Source organism: Micromonospora halophytica (assembly GCF_900090245.1).
GTDB classification, from domain to species: Bacteria; Actinomycetota; Actinomycetes; order Mycobacteriales; family Micromonosporaceae; genus Micromonospora; species Micromonospora halophytica.
In genome coordinates, this window is the sequence record NZ_FMDN01000003.1 from 291,699 (window position 1) to 308,450 (window position 16,752).

The window sequence follows — 16,752 nt, forward strand, 5'->3', positions numbered from 1 at the left end:
GACGGCGCCACGCCTCGGCGTACGCGGGAAGGTCCCGCCGGGTCGTGGACCCGGCGGGACCGGAGTCAGCCGGAGAAGGGCTCGAAGCTGACGATCGTCACCTTGATGTCGGCGCCGCTCGGCGCCGTGTAGGTGCAGGCCTGGCCGGCGCGGCCACCCAGGATCGCCTTGCCGAGCGCCGACTCGGGGCTGTAGACGGTCAGCTCGGTGGTGGACGCGATCTCGCGCGACCCGAGCAGGAACGTCTCGGTGTCGTCGGTGTCGTCGTCGAAGTAGATCGTCACCACCATGCCGGGCGCCACCGCGTCGGCGGTCGGTGCCTCGCCGACCTGGGCGGTGCGCAGCAGCTCCTTGAGGTAGAGGATGCGACCCTCGGCCTTGCCCTGTTCCTCGCGGGCGGCGTGGTAGCCACCGTTCTCCCGCAGGTCGCCTTCCTCACGCCGGGCGTTGATCTCGGCGGCGATCACCGGCCGGTTGGCGATCAGCTCGTCGAGCTCGGCCTGGAGGCGGTCGTACGCGTCCTGGGACAGCCAGGTGGCGGGCGCCTCTTTGCCGTTGGTGGACACAGGGCGTTCTCCTCGGTTGTGCGGACTGGCTGACAGGTGAGTTACCAAGTTACCAGCGCGGCACACCCCGGGGTGTTGTCGATCAGCAGGGGGCAACCGAACGCGAATCGGACGTCGGAGCGTCCGCGCCGGTCGGCGCAGGGCTCAGCCGGCGGGCCGGCAGCGGACCACCTCGCCGATGAAGGGGCGCGCGGTGGTGGCGACCCGGTGCCGCACGGTGAGGTGCCGCTCGCCGGGCGCGGCGTCGACGGGCACCTCCGCCCGGCCCACCTCGGCTCCGTCGTGCGAGCGGGCCCGCAGCAGGCACACCGCCGCACCGCCCTCGGGCACGGTGACCCGGAAGTCGACCTGTACACCGGTGTCGGTGATGTCGGTGTAGGTGATCACCTCGGCGTCGTAGTCCGGGTCGCCGTAGCGGGCGTACTGCTGCACGGCGACCAGGCTCAGCCCGGCGACCACGGCGGCCACCAGCAGCCGGACCAGCAGCGGACGGCGTCGCCCGGGCTCGCGCCGGCGGCCGTACCGACCGGGCGGGAACACCGGCGCGCCCGATGGGATTGTGGCGTGCGTCTCGGTCACCGGCGGGCATCTCCTGGCGTCGTTGTCGGTGGCATCGGCAAGAATGGGAGGGTTCCATTCTCCCAGCCCGTCCTTCGTCAAGGATGACAGGTCGGTGCCGGCAGGGTCCGGTGCGGGGGGAGGATTCCGGCAGGTCAGCCGGGGCCCGGGCGGGTCGCCGGCGGACACAGACGAGGAGCGCCCGAGTTGGCAGAGCAGCTGCGTCTCATGGCCGTGCACGCGCACCCGGACGACGAGTCCAGCAAGGGCGCCGCGACCACCGCCAAATACGTCGCCGAAGGCGTGGATGTCCTGGTCGTGACGTGCACCGGTGGCGAGCGCGGCAGCGTGCTCAACCCGAAGATGGACCGGCCCGACGTCTGGGCCAACATCGCCGACATCCGCCGGGCCGAGATGGACGCGGCCCGGGCCGTGCTCGGCGTGGAGCAGGCGTGGCTCGGCTTCGTCGACTCGGGGCTGCCCGAGGGTGACCCGCTGCCGCCGCTGCCCGAGGGCTGCTTCGCCCTGCAGGACGTCGAGGTCGCCGCCGGCCCGCTGGTGCGGTTGATGCGCGAGTTCCGCCCGCACGTCGTCACCACGTACGACGAGGAGGGCGGTTACCCGCACCCCGACCACATCATGACTCACAAGATCAGCGTTGTGGCGTTCGACGCGGCCGGCGACCCGGAGCGCTATCCGGAGCTCGGTGAGCCCTGGCAGCCGCTCAAGCTCTACTACGACATCGGGTTCTCCAAGGGCAAGATCATGGCCCTGCACGAGGGGATGCTCGAAGCCGGTCTCGAATCGCCGTACGAGGAGTGGATCACCCGCTGGGAGGGCCGCCCGGACAAGGGCCCCCGGATCACCACCCGGGTCGAGTGCGCCGACTACTTCCCCGTCCGCGACGACGCGCTGCGGGCCCACGCCACCCAGATCGACCCGGACGGCTTCTGGTTCCACGTGCCGATGGAGCTGCAGAAGCACGCCTGGCCCACGGAGGACTTCGAACTCGTCCGCTCGCTGGTCGACAGCCCGCTGCCCGAGTCGGACCTCTTCGCCGGGGTACGCGAGACGGTCCATGCCCGCTGACCGGGCATCGGGCTACGCTGAAACCCCACCGCACATCGGAGACCCACCATGCTGACCGCTGCCCAGGTGCTCGCGGCGAACAACTTCGGTGACACCCGCACGGGTGGCCTGGCCGGGCCCATGGGCCTGCTCCTCATCCTGCTGCTGTCCGCCGCCACCATCCTCCTGATCCGCAACATGAACTCCCGGCTGCGCCGGCTGCCCGACCGCTTCCCCGACCAGCGCGGGTCGGCCGACGGTGGCCGGTCCGACGCGTCCGCCGTCGATCCGACCGACGGGACGGGGCCGCAGGAATCACGTACGAATGCTCCCAACGGCCACCAGCAGCACCGGAACGGGTGATCGGGTCGTGATTCACGCCGATCCGGGTCGTCGCCCCCTGTTGCGGCCACCCGGATTGGCTTAGCCTTCCGCCGGGGGATCGAAAGTCCCTGAGCCGTGCGCGGGAGGGGGGCGCCATGACCGTGGCAGCAACGTCCGTGCCGCGCGCCTCCCGGACGCCGGCGGACGGAGCGGGCCGGTGAGCTCCGGCAGGGCCGGCGATCCCGTCGACCGGCCCGACCCCCGCGGCACCCCGCCGCGGGTCCTCCTGCTGGTCGCCGCCGTCACACTCACCGCGCTGGCAGCGGTCGTGATCGGCCTGACCGTCCCGGTCACGCTCCCGCCGGACGACCCCCTGCCCGCGCCGGCGCGCTTCGGCCTCGCCGTCGCGGCGTTCGCGGTCGCCCAGTTGGCCCGGCTGCGGTTCCGCACCGCGACCGGCATGGTCAGCATCACCTGGGGCGAGGCCGCCCTGATCGTCTGCCTCTACTTCGTGCCGCCCGGGTGGCTGCCCGCCGCCGCGCTGCTCGGCGTCGGCCTGGCCTGGGGCGGGATGTCCCTGGCCGTCGACCGCCGGCCCCCGGTCGAGGTGCTGCGGATCGCCGCCTCGCTGACCGCCGCCACCGCGCTGGCCGTCACGGTCGCCACCGCGTTCGGCTCGCCGCTGCTGGCCGCGCCCACCCCGGGGCTCGCGACGGCCCTGATCGCCGGCTCGGTCACCTACCTGCTCGCCACCGCCTGCCTCGGCGGGGTCACCCTGGCCCTACGGCACGGCGTCCCCGTCGGCCCGCCGATCCTCGCCGCGCTCCGCGGCAAGCTGCTGATGTTCGTCGGCAACGTGGCGGTCGGTCTGGCCGTGGTGGCGCTGCTGGAGATCGACGCCCGCTGGCTGCTGCTGCTCCCGCCGCCGCTCTGGCTGCTCCAGCAGACCTACCGGCACCGGCTGCGGGCCGAACGGGAACGCCGGGACTGGCGGGCGTTCGCCGAGGCCACCGCCGCGCTCAACCAGCTCGACGAGCGGGGGGGTGGCCACCGCCGCGGTGACCGGCGCGCTGCACCTCTTCGGCGCCGACCTGGTCGACGTCGACGTGGTCCGGGGGGACGGCCGGTGGCGGCGCTACCGGGGTGACGCCACGGGCCAGGTGCGCGACCGGGAGGTGGGCCCGCCCGGGCCGTCCACCGCCGGTGAGCACGAACTGACCCGCCAGCTCGCCGTCGGCGAGGTCGTGGTCGGCCAGCTGCGGGTCCGCTTCCCCACGTCGGGGCCACCGAGCGCTCGCGAGCGCGACGCGGTGGCCGCCTTCTCCGACGCCCTCGCCGCCGCGCTGCACGACGCGGCCACCCATCGGGAGCTGCGGCTGGTCAGCGCCCGATCGTCGTACGAGGCGGTGCACGACGCGCTGACCGGGCTGGTCAACCGGGCGGCCATGCTCAGCAAGGGCGACCAGTCGCTGCGGCAGCTCGCCCACGACCATCCCGTCGCCCTCCTGCTGCTGGACATCAACCAGTTCAAGGAGGTCAACGACACCCTCGGGCACGCGGCCGGCGACCAGTTGCTGCGGCTGACCGCCAACCGGCTGGGCACGCTCGCCCGCCCCGGCGACCTGCTGGGCCGCCTCGGCGGCGACGAGTTCGCCCTGCTGCTGACCTCGGTCCCGGTGGTCGGCGACCGGGCGGCCCCGATGGCGTACGCGCTGCGCCAGGCCCGGGAGATCGCCGAGCGGCTGGCCGCACCGACCGAGGTGGCCGGGGTGCGGATGTCCGTCGAGGTCTCGGTCGGGGTGGTGGTGGCCGGTGCGGGCACCGCCGACCTGACTGAGCTGCTGCGCCGGGCCGACATCGCGATGTACCAGGCCAAGGAGGGCGGCGGCAGCGTCGCCGCGTACGACAGCTCCCGTGACGCCGCGAGCACCGACCAGCTCGCGCTGCTGGCCGAGCTGCGGGAGGCGTTGCAGACCGACGACCAGCTGGTGCTGGCCCTGCAACCGGCGGTCGACCTGGCCACCGGCGCCCCGACCGGGGTGGAGGCGCTGATCCGCTGGCGGCACCCCCGGCGCGGCTGGCTCGGCCCGGTGGACTTCATCCGCCCGGTGGAGAACAGCGAGCAGCTCGGCACCTTCACCCGGTACGTGCTGGACAAGGCGCTCGCGGTGGCGGCCGACTGGACCCGGCAGGGGCTGGACGTGCCGATCTCGGTGAACCTGTCGGCGCGCAGCCTGCTCGACCCCCGGCTTCCGGCCGAGATCGCCGACGCGCTGCGCCGGCACCAGGTGCCGCCGCACCGGCTGGTCCTGGAGATCACCGAGACGGTGGTGATGAGCGAGCTGGAGGTGATCGACGAGGTGCTGGCGACCCTGCGGGCGATGGGCGTTCAGCTCGCCGTCGACGACTTCGGCACCGGCTTCTCGTCGCTGACCTTCCTGACCCGGATCGCCGTGGACGAGTTGAAGGTCGACCGTTCCTTCGTGATCCGGATGGCCGACTCGCCGGAGGCCGCCGCGATCGTCCGGACCACCGTCGGGCTCGCCCACGAGTTGGGGCTGCGGGTGGTCGCGGAGGGGGTGGAGACCGCCGAGCAGCGACTCGCCCTGGCCGAGCTGGGCTGCACCGCCGCGCAGGGCTACCACTTCTTCAAGCCGATGCCGGCCGACAAGATCGGCGCGGTGCTCGGGTCGCTGCGCGACTCCGCCGAGTCGAACGTTCTCCCGCTGCGCGCCGACGGCGCCTCCTGACCGTCTGCGGCGGTGATCGACTCCATGCCGGCGAGATGGCGGTGTCCACGTCCGTCCGACCCCGCCACATCGCCGACGTGGCACGCCCGGCCCCGCCCGAACAGGCGGGCGGGGCCGGGGGGCCGGAGGGGTCAGCCGCGGGGGACGACCTCGCCGACCACGGTGGGCATCGCGGCCCAGTCCGCCGAGGCGATGCTGGCGTGGGCGGCCGCGAGCTGGGCGACCCGGGCCCGGGCGGCCTCGACGTCACCCGCCGGCACGGCCGGGGCGACGTTCTGCGCGTCGGTCATCACCAGCAGGTAGTGGTTGGCGTCGTACCAGGAGGTGTCGATCCCGCCGGTGACGTACGCGCCCGCGTCACCGTCGAACAGGACGAACCACGGGCGCAGACCGGCGTCGGCGTACCGGGTGCGAGGGTCGCCGGCCTGGGCCCGGTGTACGGCGGGGAACGCCTGCGCCCGCTCCAGCGTGCCGGCCGCGGCGAGCGCCCTCAGGTTCTGGGCGTATTCGACGTCGGTCCAGAGGGTGTCGGTCGGGTTGCCCTCCTCGACCGTGCCCGGGATCAGCTCGACGATCACCTTGCCGGCGAGCTGCTGCCGGCTCGGCCAGGCGTTCGCCCGGGCGGCGGCGTCGAGCGTCGGGTACCCGCCCTTCAGGTCGGCCGGGCGGAAGACCCGGGTGCCCAGGCGGGCCGCGAGCAGCGCGTCGAGCTGGACCGGCCCCTGCCCGGTACGGGAGCTGAAACCCGTCTTCAACTCCAGCTTGAGCTGGATCGGGCCGGCGTCGGGGTGGGCGTCGAGCCAGAGCCGGATGTCGTCCAGGCAGTGCTCCAGGTTCTTGTTGCGGGTGCCGGTGTAGAGCTGGGCGGCGCTGGTGGCGGCGACGCAGTTGTTGTCGTTGCCGAGCGGGTTGGAGTGGCTGACCCGCCACTGCCGGGTGAACACGTCCGGCCAGACGTCCAGCTCGATCAGGCCGGGCCGCGCGTCGAGCGCCTGCGCCAGGTAGGTGTAGGTGCTCTTCTCGTACGCGTTGTGGGTGCCGACGGCGGTGGTCCCGGAGACGCGGGTCTGCGGGTCCACGGCGGCGGAGGCGGGTTGTCCGGTGAGCACCGCCGTGAGCACCGCGACCGAGGTGAGGGCTGTCAGGGTACGGAATCCGCGCATGCGTGCCTCCTCGCGAGGCCGGCGACCACCGCCGGCATGCACAGATATAAATAGATGAACGTGAACGAGGGAAGGCCCCCGGGATGCCGTCGGTCCGACCGCCGGGTGCGTCGCGGGATGGATATGGTCGTCGGGTGAACCGACTCGCGGACGCCACCTCGCCGTACCTGCTCCAGCACAAGGACAACCCGGTCGACTGGTGGCCCTGGTGCGCCGACGCGTTCGAAGAGGCGAAGCGGCGCGACGTGCCGGTGCTGATCTCCGTCGGCTACGCGGCCTGCCACTGGTGCCATGTGATGGCCCACGAGTCGTTCGAGGACGAACACGTCGGCGCGCTGGTCAACGACGACTTCGTGGCGATCAAGGTGGACCGCGAGGAGCGGCCGGACGTCGACGCCGTCTACATGGCCGCCACCCAGGCGATGACCGGGCAGGGCGGCTGGCCGATGACCGTCTTCGCCACGCCCGACGGCACCCCGTTCTTCTGCGGCACCTACTTCCCGAAGCCGAACTTCGTCCGGCTGCTCCAGTCGGTCGCCACCGCCTGGCGCGACCAGCGCGAGGCGGTGCTCCAGCAGGGCGCCGCCGTGGTCGAGGCGATCGGCGGGGCCCAGGCCGTGGGCGGCCCCACCGCCCCGCTCACCGCCGAACTGCTCGACGCCGCCGCCGACCAGCTCGCCCGTGAGTACGACGAGACGAACGGCGGTTTCGGTGGCGCGCCGAAGTTCCCGCCGCACATGAACCTGCTCTTCCTGCTGCGGCACCACCGGCGTACCGGATCGGCGCGCAGCCTGGAGATCGCCCGGCACACCGGTGAGGCGATGGCCCGGGGCGGCATCCACGACCAGCTCGCCGGCGGCTTCGCGCGCTACTCGGTGGACGGTCACTGGACGGTGCCGCACTTCGAGAAGATGCTCTACGACAACGCCCTGCTGCTGCGCTTCTACACCGACCTCTGGCGGCTCACCGGCGATCGGACGGCCCGCCGGGTCGCCCGGGACACCGCCCGCTTCCTCGCCGACGAGCTGCACCGGCCGGGGGAGGGGTTCGCCTCGGCGTTGGACGCCGACACCCAGGGCGTCGAGGGCCTCACCTACGCCTGGACGCCGGCACAGCTCGTCGAAGCGCTGGGTGAGTCCGACGGCCGCTGGGCCGCCGACCTCTTCGACGTCACCGAGTCCGGCACCTTTGAACACGGCATGAGCGTGCTGCGGCTGGCCCGCGACGTGGACGACGCCGACCCGGAGATCCGGGCCCGCTGGCAGGACGTCGTCGGACGGCTGCTGGCCGCCCGGGACACCCGCCCGCAGCCGGCCCGCGACGACAAGGTGGTGGCCGCCTGGAACGGGCTGGCGATCACCGCCATCGCCGAGTTCCTCCGGGTCGCCGCCGGGTACGCCTCCCGCGAGGACGAGGACGCGAACCTGATGGAGGGCGTCACCATCGTCGCCGACGGGGCGATGCGGGACGCCGCCGAGCACCTGGCCGCCGTGCACGTGGTGGACGGGCGGCTGCGCCGCGCGTCCCGCGACAAGGTGGTCGGCGAGCCGGCGGGCGTGCTGGAGGACTACGGCTGTGTCGCCGAGGCGTTCTGCGCCATGCACCAGCTCACCGGCGAGGGGCGGTGGCTGGAGCTGGCGGGAACCCTGCTCGACACCGCCCTGGCCCGCTTCGCCGCCCCGGACGGCGGCTTCTACGACACCGCCGACGACGCCGAGCAGCTGGTCACCCGCCCGGCCGACCCGACGGACAACGCCACCCCGTCCGGTCGTTCGGCGATCGTGGCGGCGCTGGTGGCGTACTCCGCGCTGAGCGGGGAGAGCCGGTACCGGGAGGCAGCCGAGAAGGCGCTCTCCACCGTCGCGCCGATCGTCGGGCGGCACGCCCGGTTCACCGGCTACGCGGCGACCGTGGGGGAGGCGCTGCTCTCCGGGCCGTACGAGATCGCGGTGGTCACCGACGACCCGGAGGGGGACCCGCTGGTCGCCGCCGCGGTGCGGCACGCCCCGCCCGGCGCGGTGGTGGTGGCCGGCCGCCCGGACCAGCCGGGGGTGCCGCTGCTCGCGGACCGGCCGTTGGTCGACGGGCGGCCCACCGCGTACGTCTGCCGGGGCTTCGTCTGCCAGCGGCCGGTGACCTCGGTCGACGACCTGGTCGCCCAGCTCGGTTGACGGGTCACGGCCAGAGCAGCTCGCGGTCCCAGCCGTCCGGGGTCCGACGGTAGCGGAGCCGGACGTGCCGGCGTTCCCGGTCGGCCTGCCAGAACTCGACGGACTCGGGGCGTACCAGGTAGACGGTGTGGGCCTCGGCGACGAGGTCCGGGTCGGCGGCCAGCGCCGCGCGGACCCGGGCGAGTTCCGTGTCGAGGGCCGACCGGTCGGTGAGCTGCTCGCTCTGCCGGCCGGCCAGGGTGGCGACCCGGGAGCCGAGCGGGCGGGCCAGGAAGTCGCGCCGGGAGACCTCGGGGTCGGCCGGGCGGGTGATCCCCCGGACCCGCACCTGCCGGCCCAGTTCCCGCCAGTGGAAGGTCAGCGCCGCCCGGGGATCGTCGGCGAGCTGCCGGCCCTTGGCGCTGTGGGCGCTGGTGGCGAAGTGCCAGCCGCCGGCGTCGAGGTCCTTGAGGATGAGCACGCGCGCGTCGGGGAAGCCGTCGGCGTCCACCGTCGAGACGGTCATCGCGTGCGGCTCGTCCACCCCGGCGCTCACCGCCGTGGCGAACCAGGAGGCGAAGAGGGGCACCGGATCGTCCGGCACGTCGGTGGGGTCGAAGGAGGGCATCTCGTGTGCCAGCACCGGAAGTCCACGCAGCGTGTCACGGGTCGTCATGACGTGATCATGTCAATCGCCGGCCGTCGGAGTGGCCCCGCCCGCCGGCCGGGGCACGGGGTCGGTGGGTTCCGGCGGGTGCCGCCGGCCCTCCGATCGGGCGCCGCCGGCCGTCCCGATAGGCTGGCGGCGCTATGGATTCCCGTACCGGTCTGCCTGTCGTCGGCATGGTGGGCGGGGGCCAGCTGGCCCGGATGACCCACCAGGCCGCGATCGCCCTCGGCCAGTCGCTGCGCGTGCTGGCGCTCGCCCCGGACGACGGCGCCGCCCTGGTCGCCGCCGACGTCCAGTACGGCGACCACACCGACCTCGCCGCGTTGCGCACCTTCGCCAAGGGCTGCGACGTCGTCACCTTCGACCACGAGCACGTCCCCACCGAGCACATCCGCACCCTCACCGACGAGGGGGTGAAGCTCTTCCCGCCTGCGGACGCCCTGCTGCACGCCCAGGACAAGCGGATCATGCGGGAGCGCCTCACCGCGCTGGGCGCGCCGAACCCGGCCTGGCGTCCCGTCACCACGCCGGCCGAGCTGGTCGCCTTCGGCGAGGAGCAGGGCTGGCCGGTGGTGCTCAAGGCGGCCCGGGGCGGGTACGACGGCCGGGGCGTCTGGATGGTCGCCGACGCCGGTCAGGCCGCCGAGCTGGCCGCCACCCTGCTCGCCGGCGGCACCTCGCTGCTCGTCGAGGAGCGGGTGACGCTGCGCCGGGAGCTGGCAGTGCAGGTGGCCCGCTCGCCGTTCGGGCAGGTCGCCGCGTACCCGGTGGTGGAGACCGTGCAGCGGGACGGGATCTGCGTGGAGGTGCTCGCCCCCGCCCCCGCCCTGCCGGAGGAGCTGGCGCTCGCCGCCCAGCAGCTCGCCATCGACCTGGCCACCGCGCTCGGCGTGGTCGGCATGCTGGCGGTGGAGCTGTTCGAGACGCCCACCGGGCTCGTGGTGAACGAGCTGGCCATGCGTCCGCACAACTCCGGGCACTGGACCATCGAGGGGGCCCGCACCTCGCAGTTCGAGCAGCACCTGCGGGCCGTGCTCGACTACCCGATGGGGGACACCTCGCTCACCGCGCCGGTCGTCGTGATGGCGAACGTGCTCGGCGGTGAGCCGGGCGGGATCTCCATCGACGAGCGGCTGCACCACCTCTTCGCCGCCGAGCCGGGCGCCAAGGTCCACCTGTACGGCAAGCAGGTGCGACCCGGCCGCAAGATCGGGCACGTCACGCTGCTCGGCGACGACCTGGACGACGTACGGGCCCGGGCTGCGCGAGCCGCCCGCTGGCTGCGCGAGGGACACAGTGAGCGCGAGGAGTGAGCTCGCGAGCCCCGCGGTCGCGAACGAAGGGAAGTCGGGCATGAGCACCGTCGGGCTGATCATGGGCAGCGACTCGGACTGGCCGACCATGAAGGCCGCCGCCGAGGCGCTGGACGAGTTCGGCGTGCCGTACGAGGTGGGCGTCGTCTCCGCGCACCGCACCCCGGGCAAGATGATCGAGTACGGCCGGTCCGCCGCCGACCGGGGCCTGAAGGTGATCATCGCGGGGGCGGGCGGGGCCGCCCACCTGCCCGGCATGGTCGCCTCGGTCACCCCGCTGCCGGTGATCGGCGTGCCGGTGCCGCTCAAGCACCTGGACGGGATGGACTCGCTGCTCTCCATCGTGCAGATGCCGGCCGGCATCCCGGTGGCCACGGTCTCCATCGGCAACGCCCGCAACGCCGGCCTGCTCGCCGTGCGGATCCTGGCCGCGAGCGACCCGACGCTGCTCAAGCGGGTGGCCGACTTCCAGGCCGCCCTGGAGGCAATGGTGGCGGAGAAGGACGCCGCCCTGCGCGCCTCGCTCGGCTGAGCCGCCTCCCGGCCGGTTTTTCGGTGCCGGTCCCGTGACTGGTGCCCGGCCGGCCGGGCCCGCCTCGGTCGCCGTCTCCGTCGCCGATTCGGGGCGCGTGCTACCCGGTCAGCTCGCTCCATCCGCTGGCTGCTGGCTGGCTGGCTGCGGCTGCTGCGACGGCGGCGGCTGCTGCGGCTGCTGCGGCGATGAACTGCCGGATGCAGCATCGGCGACTCACTGTCCGTGGTCTGAAGCGGATGTCACGTAGTGTCATGTGCTTCGCGTCGGCGAGATGGGGTCGTCGCGTCCTTTGCTCTGCTTACCCGGACGCACCACCGCGCTGACCAGCACTGATGTGGCGAGTCCTCTGTATGGACTCCGGCCGGTCAGTCACTATCGGTGAGTGGTGCGTGGATGGGTGCAGAGCAAAGGATGAACACCGCATCACCCGGCCCTGCCCGAACCTCACCCACCGTGACGGATGCCCGATCCGCGCCGGGTCCCTGACGACCGACGAATGCACACCACCGCCGTCCTTCGGGAGCGCCGACGGAGATACCGGCACCATCCGCCCCGGGCCCCGGCCCCCGGGCCCCGCCCTCCGACCCGGGGCGCGGGCTCAGCGCATGCCGCGCAGCGCCGTCTGCAGGCGCTCCTGGGCCCGGCGGCGGCGCTCGTTGCTCGCACCGAGCACCAGCAGCACCAGCCCGACCGGGATCAGCACCAGCCACGGGCCGAAGCTGAACAGGGCGTGCACCGCCGCGATCGCGGTCACCGTGGCCCCCACGATCACCGGCGCCTGCTGCTGGCTCATCGAGCCGAAGACCAGTACGGCCACCGCGCCGAGCAGCAGCAGCACCTGCCGGAGCATGCTGGAATCGGTCGCCAGCACGATCGCCAGGGTCGGCACGAATGCGGCGACCAGCGCCGGGCCGTACGCGACCCAGCTCGACAGGTCCGGCCGGTGCCGTAGTTCGAGGACCCCCACCAGCAGCGCCAGCGCCGCGAACGGCAGCGTGTACGCCTCGGCCAGCGCCACGTCGGCGACCCGCATCAGGATCCACCAGGCGGTGATCTCACAGGCCACCACCGACCAGAACAGTATCCGCCGTTCCACCGGGCGCCGGCCGGGCCGGATCGCCGCCACCCCGAGCACGGCGCCCCAGGCGGCGAGCAGGGCGGCGATGTGCCGGGGCGAATCGAAGGCCAACGCCAGGGCGATCAGCGCGGCGGCGTACCCGCTCCACTCCACGGTGGCCGCCTCACGCTGCGCCTCGGGGCGGCGCAGCCGGGGCAGGGTTGCCGCGAAGACCTGCAACGCCGCGCCGACGGCCAGCACCCCGAACGCCGACCAGACCGCGGCGAACCCGGCCACCAGGCCGGCGGTGAGCACGAAGAGCTGCGCCATCAGCGAGGCGAAGAGCCAGCCCAGGATCCGCGCCCGCTGGGTGGTGCCGAAGAGCGCCGCCACCGTGCCGACGCCGACCGCCCCGCCCAGGGTGAACAGGGTCAGCCCCCGGGTGCCGAGACTGCCGGCCAGCCCGGCGCCGCCGGCGGCCAGCCCGATCACGAAGACCAGCACCCGGGCGACCCGCAGCGACCGGGCCCGCTCGACCAGCGGCGGTGGCGGGGTCAGCGCGAGCCCGAGCATCGAGATGGTGAAGACCGCGAGCGACGCCAGTGTGCTCTCCGGCCAGGCGTGACCCAGGGCGGTCGGCGTGATCAACAGGGTCACCGCGAGCCCCGGCAACACCACCGGTACGGCCCGCGAGCGCCGCCCGTCGCTGAGGCCGGTGGCGGCAAGCGCCGCCGTCGCGGTGAGCAGCAGGGCGGTGAGCACATGCGTGCCGTCGACCGCCTCCGGCGGCGGGGTGAGCAGCTCCGGGGGCGGGCCCTGCCAGATCCGGGAGAGCATCCGGTGCGGCTCCACCAGCGCGACGTAGAGCAGCGGGGCCAGCGAGACCAGCGCCAACAGGGTCGGTAGGGCGGCTGCGGCGAGGGCACCGGCAGCGGGGCTGACCCGCCAGCGGCGGCGCGTGCCGTCGTCCGGCAGCCGACGCAGGGCACCGTCCAGCAGCACCGCCCAGCGGCGTACCGGCTGGGCCGAGCCGACGGGCGGGACGGTGGCCGCCCGGACCAGTTCGGCGAGCACCCCGAGCAGCGCGGCAGCGGCGGCGTACACCCCGGAGGGCAGGCCGGCGACGATGGCGGCCAGCGCGCTGATCGTCGCACCTCCGACGACCGCCGCGCTCGCGTACGGCAGGTACTGCGGCACCTGGCGGCGGACCGCAGCCACCGCCGCCAGCCCGACGCTGGAGGCGGCCAGCGCGGCGGTCAGCACCACCTGGGCCGGATGACCGAACTCCGCGGCCAGCGCAGCGACCGCCCCCGGCAGCGCGAGCAGGGCCGCTCCGGCCGCCACCCCGCCGATCTGCACCAGGTGCGGCGGCATCCCCTCGGTCTCGACGTCCTCCACCAGGGACGGCGCGAACGTGCGAGCCAGGCTGGCGACGACCAGGCCGATGAGCGCGACGCCGCCCAACGCCAGCGCGGTGGTCCACGGGCGAACCAGGCCGGCCCCGGCCGCGTGCAGCGCGACGGCGCCGGCCACGGTGGCCCGGGACAGCGCCCCGCGCGGATCGACGGTGGCCGCCGAGGCCGTGCCGAAGACGGTGGCCACCGCCAGGCCCACCAGCACCGGCGACCACCACGGCAGGTCGAACGCGGCGGGCGCGCCGATCGTGGCGAGCACCGCGGCGGCGCCGGCCACGTCGTACTTCCAGGGCGGTGGGAGGAGGATCCCGGCGGCGGTGCCGAGCAGCGCCAGCGCGACCGGCGCCTGCCAGGCGGAGCCGCCGGTCGGCGCAGCCGGCCAGCCGGTCAGGTCACCGGCCCAGATCGGGCCCGGGGTGGCCAGCACCCCCCAGCCGCCGCGCAACGCCGACCAGCCGGCGATCAGCCCGATCAGCACCCCGCCGACGGCGATGCCGGCCACCGGGCCGCGCCGCCACTCCTCCGGCATCGCACGGGCGGCGACGGCGACCACCAGGACCAGCGCGGCGGCCACCACGAGCTGCCCGCCCGGGGAGATGACCGCGGCGATCCGGGCCAGCGTGGCGATCAGCGCCGCGGTGACCGCGGCGGCGGCCAGGTCCGAGCTGTCCAACGTGGCGTCTGAGCGGCGGGACGCGTCGATCTTCGGCGCGAGGAGCAGCAGCAGGGTCGCGACCAGCAGCAGCCCGCCCACCCAGGCGTCGGCGGCGGTCCGGCCCGGCGCGAAGAAGGCTGCCCCGACGACGGCGAACGCGCCGAGCCCGGTGCCGACCGCGTGCGGCAGGGCGATGTGCCGCTGGGAGACCTGGACCATCGCCGCGTACCCGAGGGTCACGCAGACGGCGAGGAAACTCGCGGCGAGGATCGGGACGGTCAGCTCGCGCAGCACCGCCGGGGTGGGCGCGGGGCCGGCCGGTTCGGTGGCGGCGACGAAGGCGGCCACCGCCCCGGGCAGCGCGAACGCCGCCCCGCCGGCCGCCCAGCCGGAGAGCGTGTCGGCGACCGCCGGGGTGATCCGCACCCGGGGCGCGAGCGCGACCAGCACCCCGGCCAGCATGAGCGCGGCCAGCGCCGCCGCGGTCAGCGCGGGCCGGCTCAGCGCGGCGCCGGCCCCGATGATCCCCACGACGGTCGCGGTGACGGCGTGCGCCAGCGCGGCCCGTTCGGTGCCGGCGGAGAGACCGAGCACCCCGATGGCGACCGCGGCCAGCACCATCGGCCAGGGCGCCGCCGCCCAGCCGAGGCCGAGGGAGGCGGGTACGGCGAGCGCGGTCAGCCCCGCGCCGACCACCGCGAACTCCCGGCGGATCTCCGAGGGCAGCGCGAGCACCGCCGCCACGGACAGCAGCAGGGCGCTGGCGGCGAGCTGCCAGGTGGTCGGCCCGACCGCGGCGGCCAGCTCGGCGGGGAACCGGTCCAGGTCGGCCGACCAGGCGGGCTGGGCGGCGCGGACCGGGGCCAGGCCGGCCCGCAGGGCACCTCCGGCGACCACCACGCCGCTGACCGTCAGCGCCGCCGCCGAGGCGAACTGCGGGCCGCGCCGGGCCGCCTCCGGTACCGCCCGGACGGCCAGCCCGGTGAGCGTGATGACGGCGGCGATCAGCAGCAGCGCGCGGCCGGGGAAGGCGACCGAGGCGATCCGGCCCAGCGCCCCGATCACGGCCAGGGTGAAGATGCCGGCGCCCACGTCGGGCAGCGGTGGCCGACGCAGCACCATCGTGCCGGCCAGGGCCACCGCCGCCGCCAGCAGCAGCGCCGCGCCGGCCACCACGGCCGTCGGCACGGTGCTCGCGCGCAGCAGCGCGGTGACGCCGTACGCCAGGGCGAGCGCCACCGCCGCGCCGTGCAGCAGCCAGGTCAGCTGGGGCAGCCACGGCACCGGTCGGGCCGCCTCCTCCGGCGCGGGGGCAGTCGCCTCGCCGACCACCTCGCCGGACTCCTCGGGGGCCGTCTCCGGCCGGGTCTCGCCGGAGGTGCGCTGCCGGGGCGGGACCGGTGTGGTCGGGGAAGCCGGGCCGCCCGGCGGCAGGTCCTCGCGGACCGGGCGTTCGAGGAGCAGCCCGGAGCGGGCCAGCCAGAGGTCGAGCACCGCCACCACGGTCAGCACGAGCGCCCACCCGCCCGGACCGGTGACCCGGTCGTACGCCAGCAGCGGCACCACGGGTTGGGCGGCGAGCACGGCGGCGAAGCGGGGCGCGCGCAGGCCGGTGCCCCTGGCGTAGGCGAAGGCGACGCCGGCGGTGACCGCGAAGATCATGCCGGAGAAGACCGCGCCGGAGGCACCCCCGTTGCCGATCCGGTCCACCGCCCACAGCGCGTACCCGGCGAGCGGCACCAGCAGCAGGCCGACCGTGGCGATGGTCTCGGCGGTCGAGGTGAGTCCACGCCGGGCCAGCACGGGCGGGGCGAGCAGCAGCAGCACGGTGGCGACGAGCAGGATGCCCAGCCGGGCCAGCGCGTCCATCGAGCTGGTGGCGACGGCGGCGAAGACCACGGCGGCCACGGCGAGCAGCAGCGCGCCGAGTCCGAGGGGAATGTTCTGCACCTCGCGGGAGGACGCCTCGGGCGGGTGCTCCGGGTCGTCCGCGTCCAGCCAGGTCGCGGCGGCGCGGGGCGGCGGGGGCGGTGGTTCGTCGGGACCGGCGGGGGAGGAACCCTGCCGGGGCACCCGGGACGGCGCGCCCGTGGCGGCGGTCGGCGGGCGGCGGCCGGGCTTGCGGCGCAGCACCCGCCGGGGGCGGGTGGCCTGCTTGACCTGTTCCTCACCGGCGTGCGCGAGGATGTCCCGCTGGAAGAGGGCGGCCTGCATCTTCGCGGCGATCTGCCGTTGCTCGGCGGCGATCGCGGCGTCGCGGGCCTTCAGTTCCGCGATGGAGCGTTCGATCTCCGCCAGGTGCTCGCGCCAGCGCGGCTGCTCGGCCCCGCAGTGCGGGCAGTGGGCGGCCGGCGTGAACTGCCGCCCGCACGAGGAGCACTGAAAGTTCTCCACCACACCCCTCCACCCGGCCGGACCGCACTGTGGATCCCCACTGTCGCAGCATGCCCTGACCCGGCGCGGATTTCGACACCCGGCAGTGCGATTCGGGACAACAAAAACGCGCCGGTCGGGAAGCGGTGCTTCCC

Annotated in this window: 10 protein-coding genes and 1 pseudogene; 6 read left to right on the forward strand and 5 right to left on the reverse strand. The window is 74.6% G+C overall.

Going from position 1 to position 16,752, the window contains the following annotated elements:
* Positions 1–65 precede the first annotated feature (65 nt).
* The gene (gene greA, locus GA0070560_RS06500) at positions 66–566 is read right to left on the reverse strand and encodes a transcription elongation factor GreA (protein WP_091292534.1); all 501 of its coding nucleotides are present in this window, start codon (positions 564–566) and stop codon (positions 66–68) included.
* Between the two features lie 144 nt (positions 567–710).
* Positions 711–1,145, reverse strand: coding sequence for a DUF4307 domain-containing protein (locus GA0070560_RS06505; protein WP_091292536.1), 435 nt, complete (start codon positions 1,143–1,145; stop codon positions 711–713).
* A gap of 186 nt (positions 1,146–1,331) precedes the next feature.
* On the opposite strand from GA0070560_RS06505, the gene mca reads away from it, so the two are divergent.
* The 3 genes and pseudogenes from mca to GA0070560_RS06520 all read left to right on the forward strand — a co-directional run bounded on the left by mca (position 1,332) and on the right by GA0070560_RS06520 (position 5,266).
* On the forward strand, positions 1,332–2,213 hold the full coding sequence (mca, locus tag GA0070560_RS06510; RefSeq protein WP_091292538.1) for a mycothiol conjugate amidase Mca: 882 nt from the start codon (positions 1,332–1,334) through the stop codon (positions 2,211–2,213).
* A 48-nt stretch (positions 2,214–2,261) separates the two neighbouring features.
* A complete protein-coding gene (locus tag GA0070560_RS06515; RefSeq protein WP_091292540.1) occupies positions 2,262–2,555 on the forward strand; it encodes a hypothetical protein in 294 nt (97 codons plus the stop codon).
* A gap of 178 nt (positions 2,556–2,733) precedes the next feature.
* Positions 2,734–5,266, forward strand: a pseudogene (locus GA0070560_RS06520) (putative bifunctional diguanylate cyclase/phosphodiesterase).
* A gap of 131 nt (positions 5,267–5,397) precedes the next feature.
* Here GA0070560_RS06520 and GA0070560_RS06525 read toward each other — a convergent pair.
* Positions 5,398–6,429, reverse strand: a complete 1,032-nt coding sequence (locus GA0070560_RS06525; RefSeq protein ID WP_091292542.1) for a phosphatidylinositol-specific phospholipase C domain-containing protein — start codon at positions 6,427–6,429, stop codon at positions 5,398–5,400.
* A 134-nt stretch (positions 6,430–6,563) separates the two neighbouring features.
* Here GA0070560_RS06525 and GA0070560_RS06530 point away from each other — a divergent pair, with 134 nt between their 5' ends.
* A complete protein-coding gene (locus GA0070560_RS06530) occupies positions 6,564–8,600 on the forward strand; it encodes a thioredoxin domain-containing protein (RefSeq protein WP_091292544.1) in 2,037 nt (678 codons plus the stop codon).
* 4 nt (positions 8,601–8,604) lie between these two features.
* Here GA0070560_RS06530 and GA0070560_RS06535 read toward each other — a convergent pair whose 3' ends face one another.
* Entirely contained in the window at positions 8,605–9,255 is a 651-nt protein-coding gene (locus GA0070560_RS06535; protein ID WP_091292546.1) for a pyridoxine/pyridoxamine 5'-phosphate oxidase, read from the reverse strand.
* A gap of 134 nt (positions 9,256–9,389) precedes the next feature.
* Here GA0070560_RS06535 and GA0070560_RS06540 point away from each other — a divergent pair, with 134 nt between their 5' ends.
* Together GA0070560_RS06540 and purE are read left to right on the forward strand one after the other, a co-directional pair.
* Entirely contained in the window at positions 9,390–10,562 is a 1,173-nt protein-coding gene (locus GA0070560_RS06540; protein ID WP_091292548.1) for a 5-(carboxyamino)imidazole ribonucleotide synthase, read from the forward strand.
* Between the two features lie 40 nt (positions 10,563–10,602).
* The gene (purE, locus tag GA0070560_RS06545; protein ID WP_091292550.1) at positions 10,603–11,094 is read left to right on the forward strand and encodes a 5-(carboxyamino)imidazole ribonucleotide mutase; all 492 of its coding nucleotides are present in this window, start codon (positions 10,603–10,605) and stop codon (positions 11,092–11,094) included.
* A gap of 601 nt (positions 11,095–11,695) precedes the next feature.
* Here purE and GA0070560_RS06550 read toward each other — a convergent pair.
* A complete protein-coding gene (locus GA0070560_RS06550) occupies positions 11,696–16,618 on the reverse strand; it encodes a zinc ribbon domain-containing protein (RefSeq protein WP_091293005.1) in 4,923 nt (1,640 codons plus the stop codon).
* Positions 16,619–16,752 lie beyond the last annotated feature (134 nt).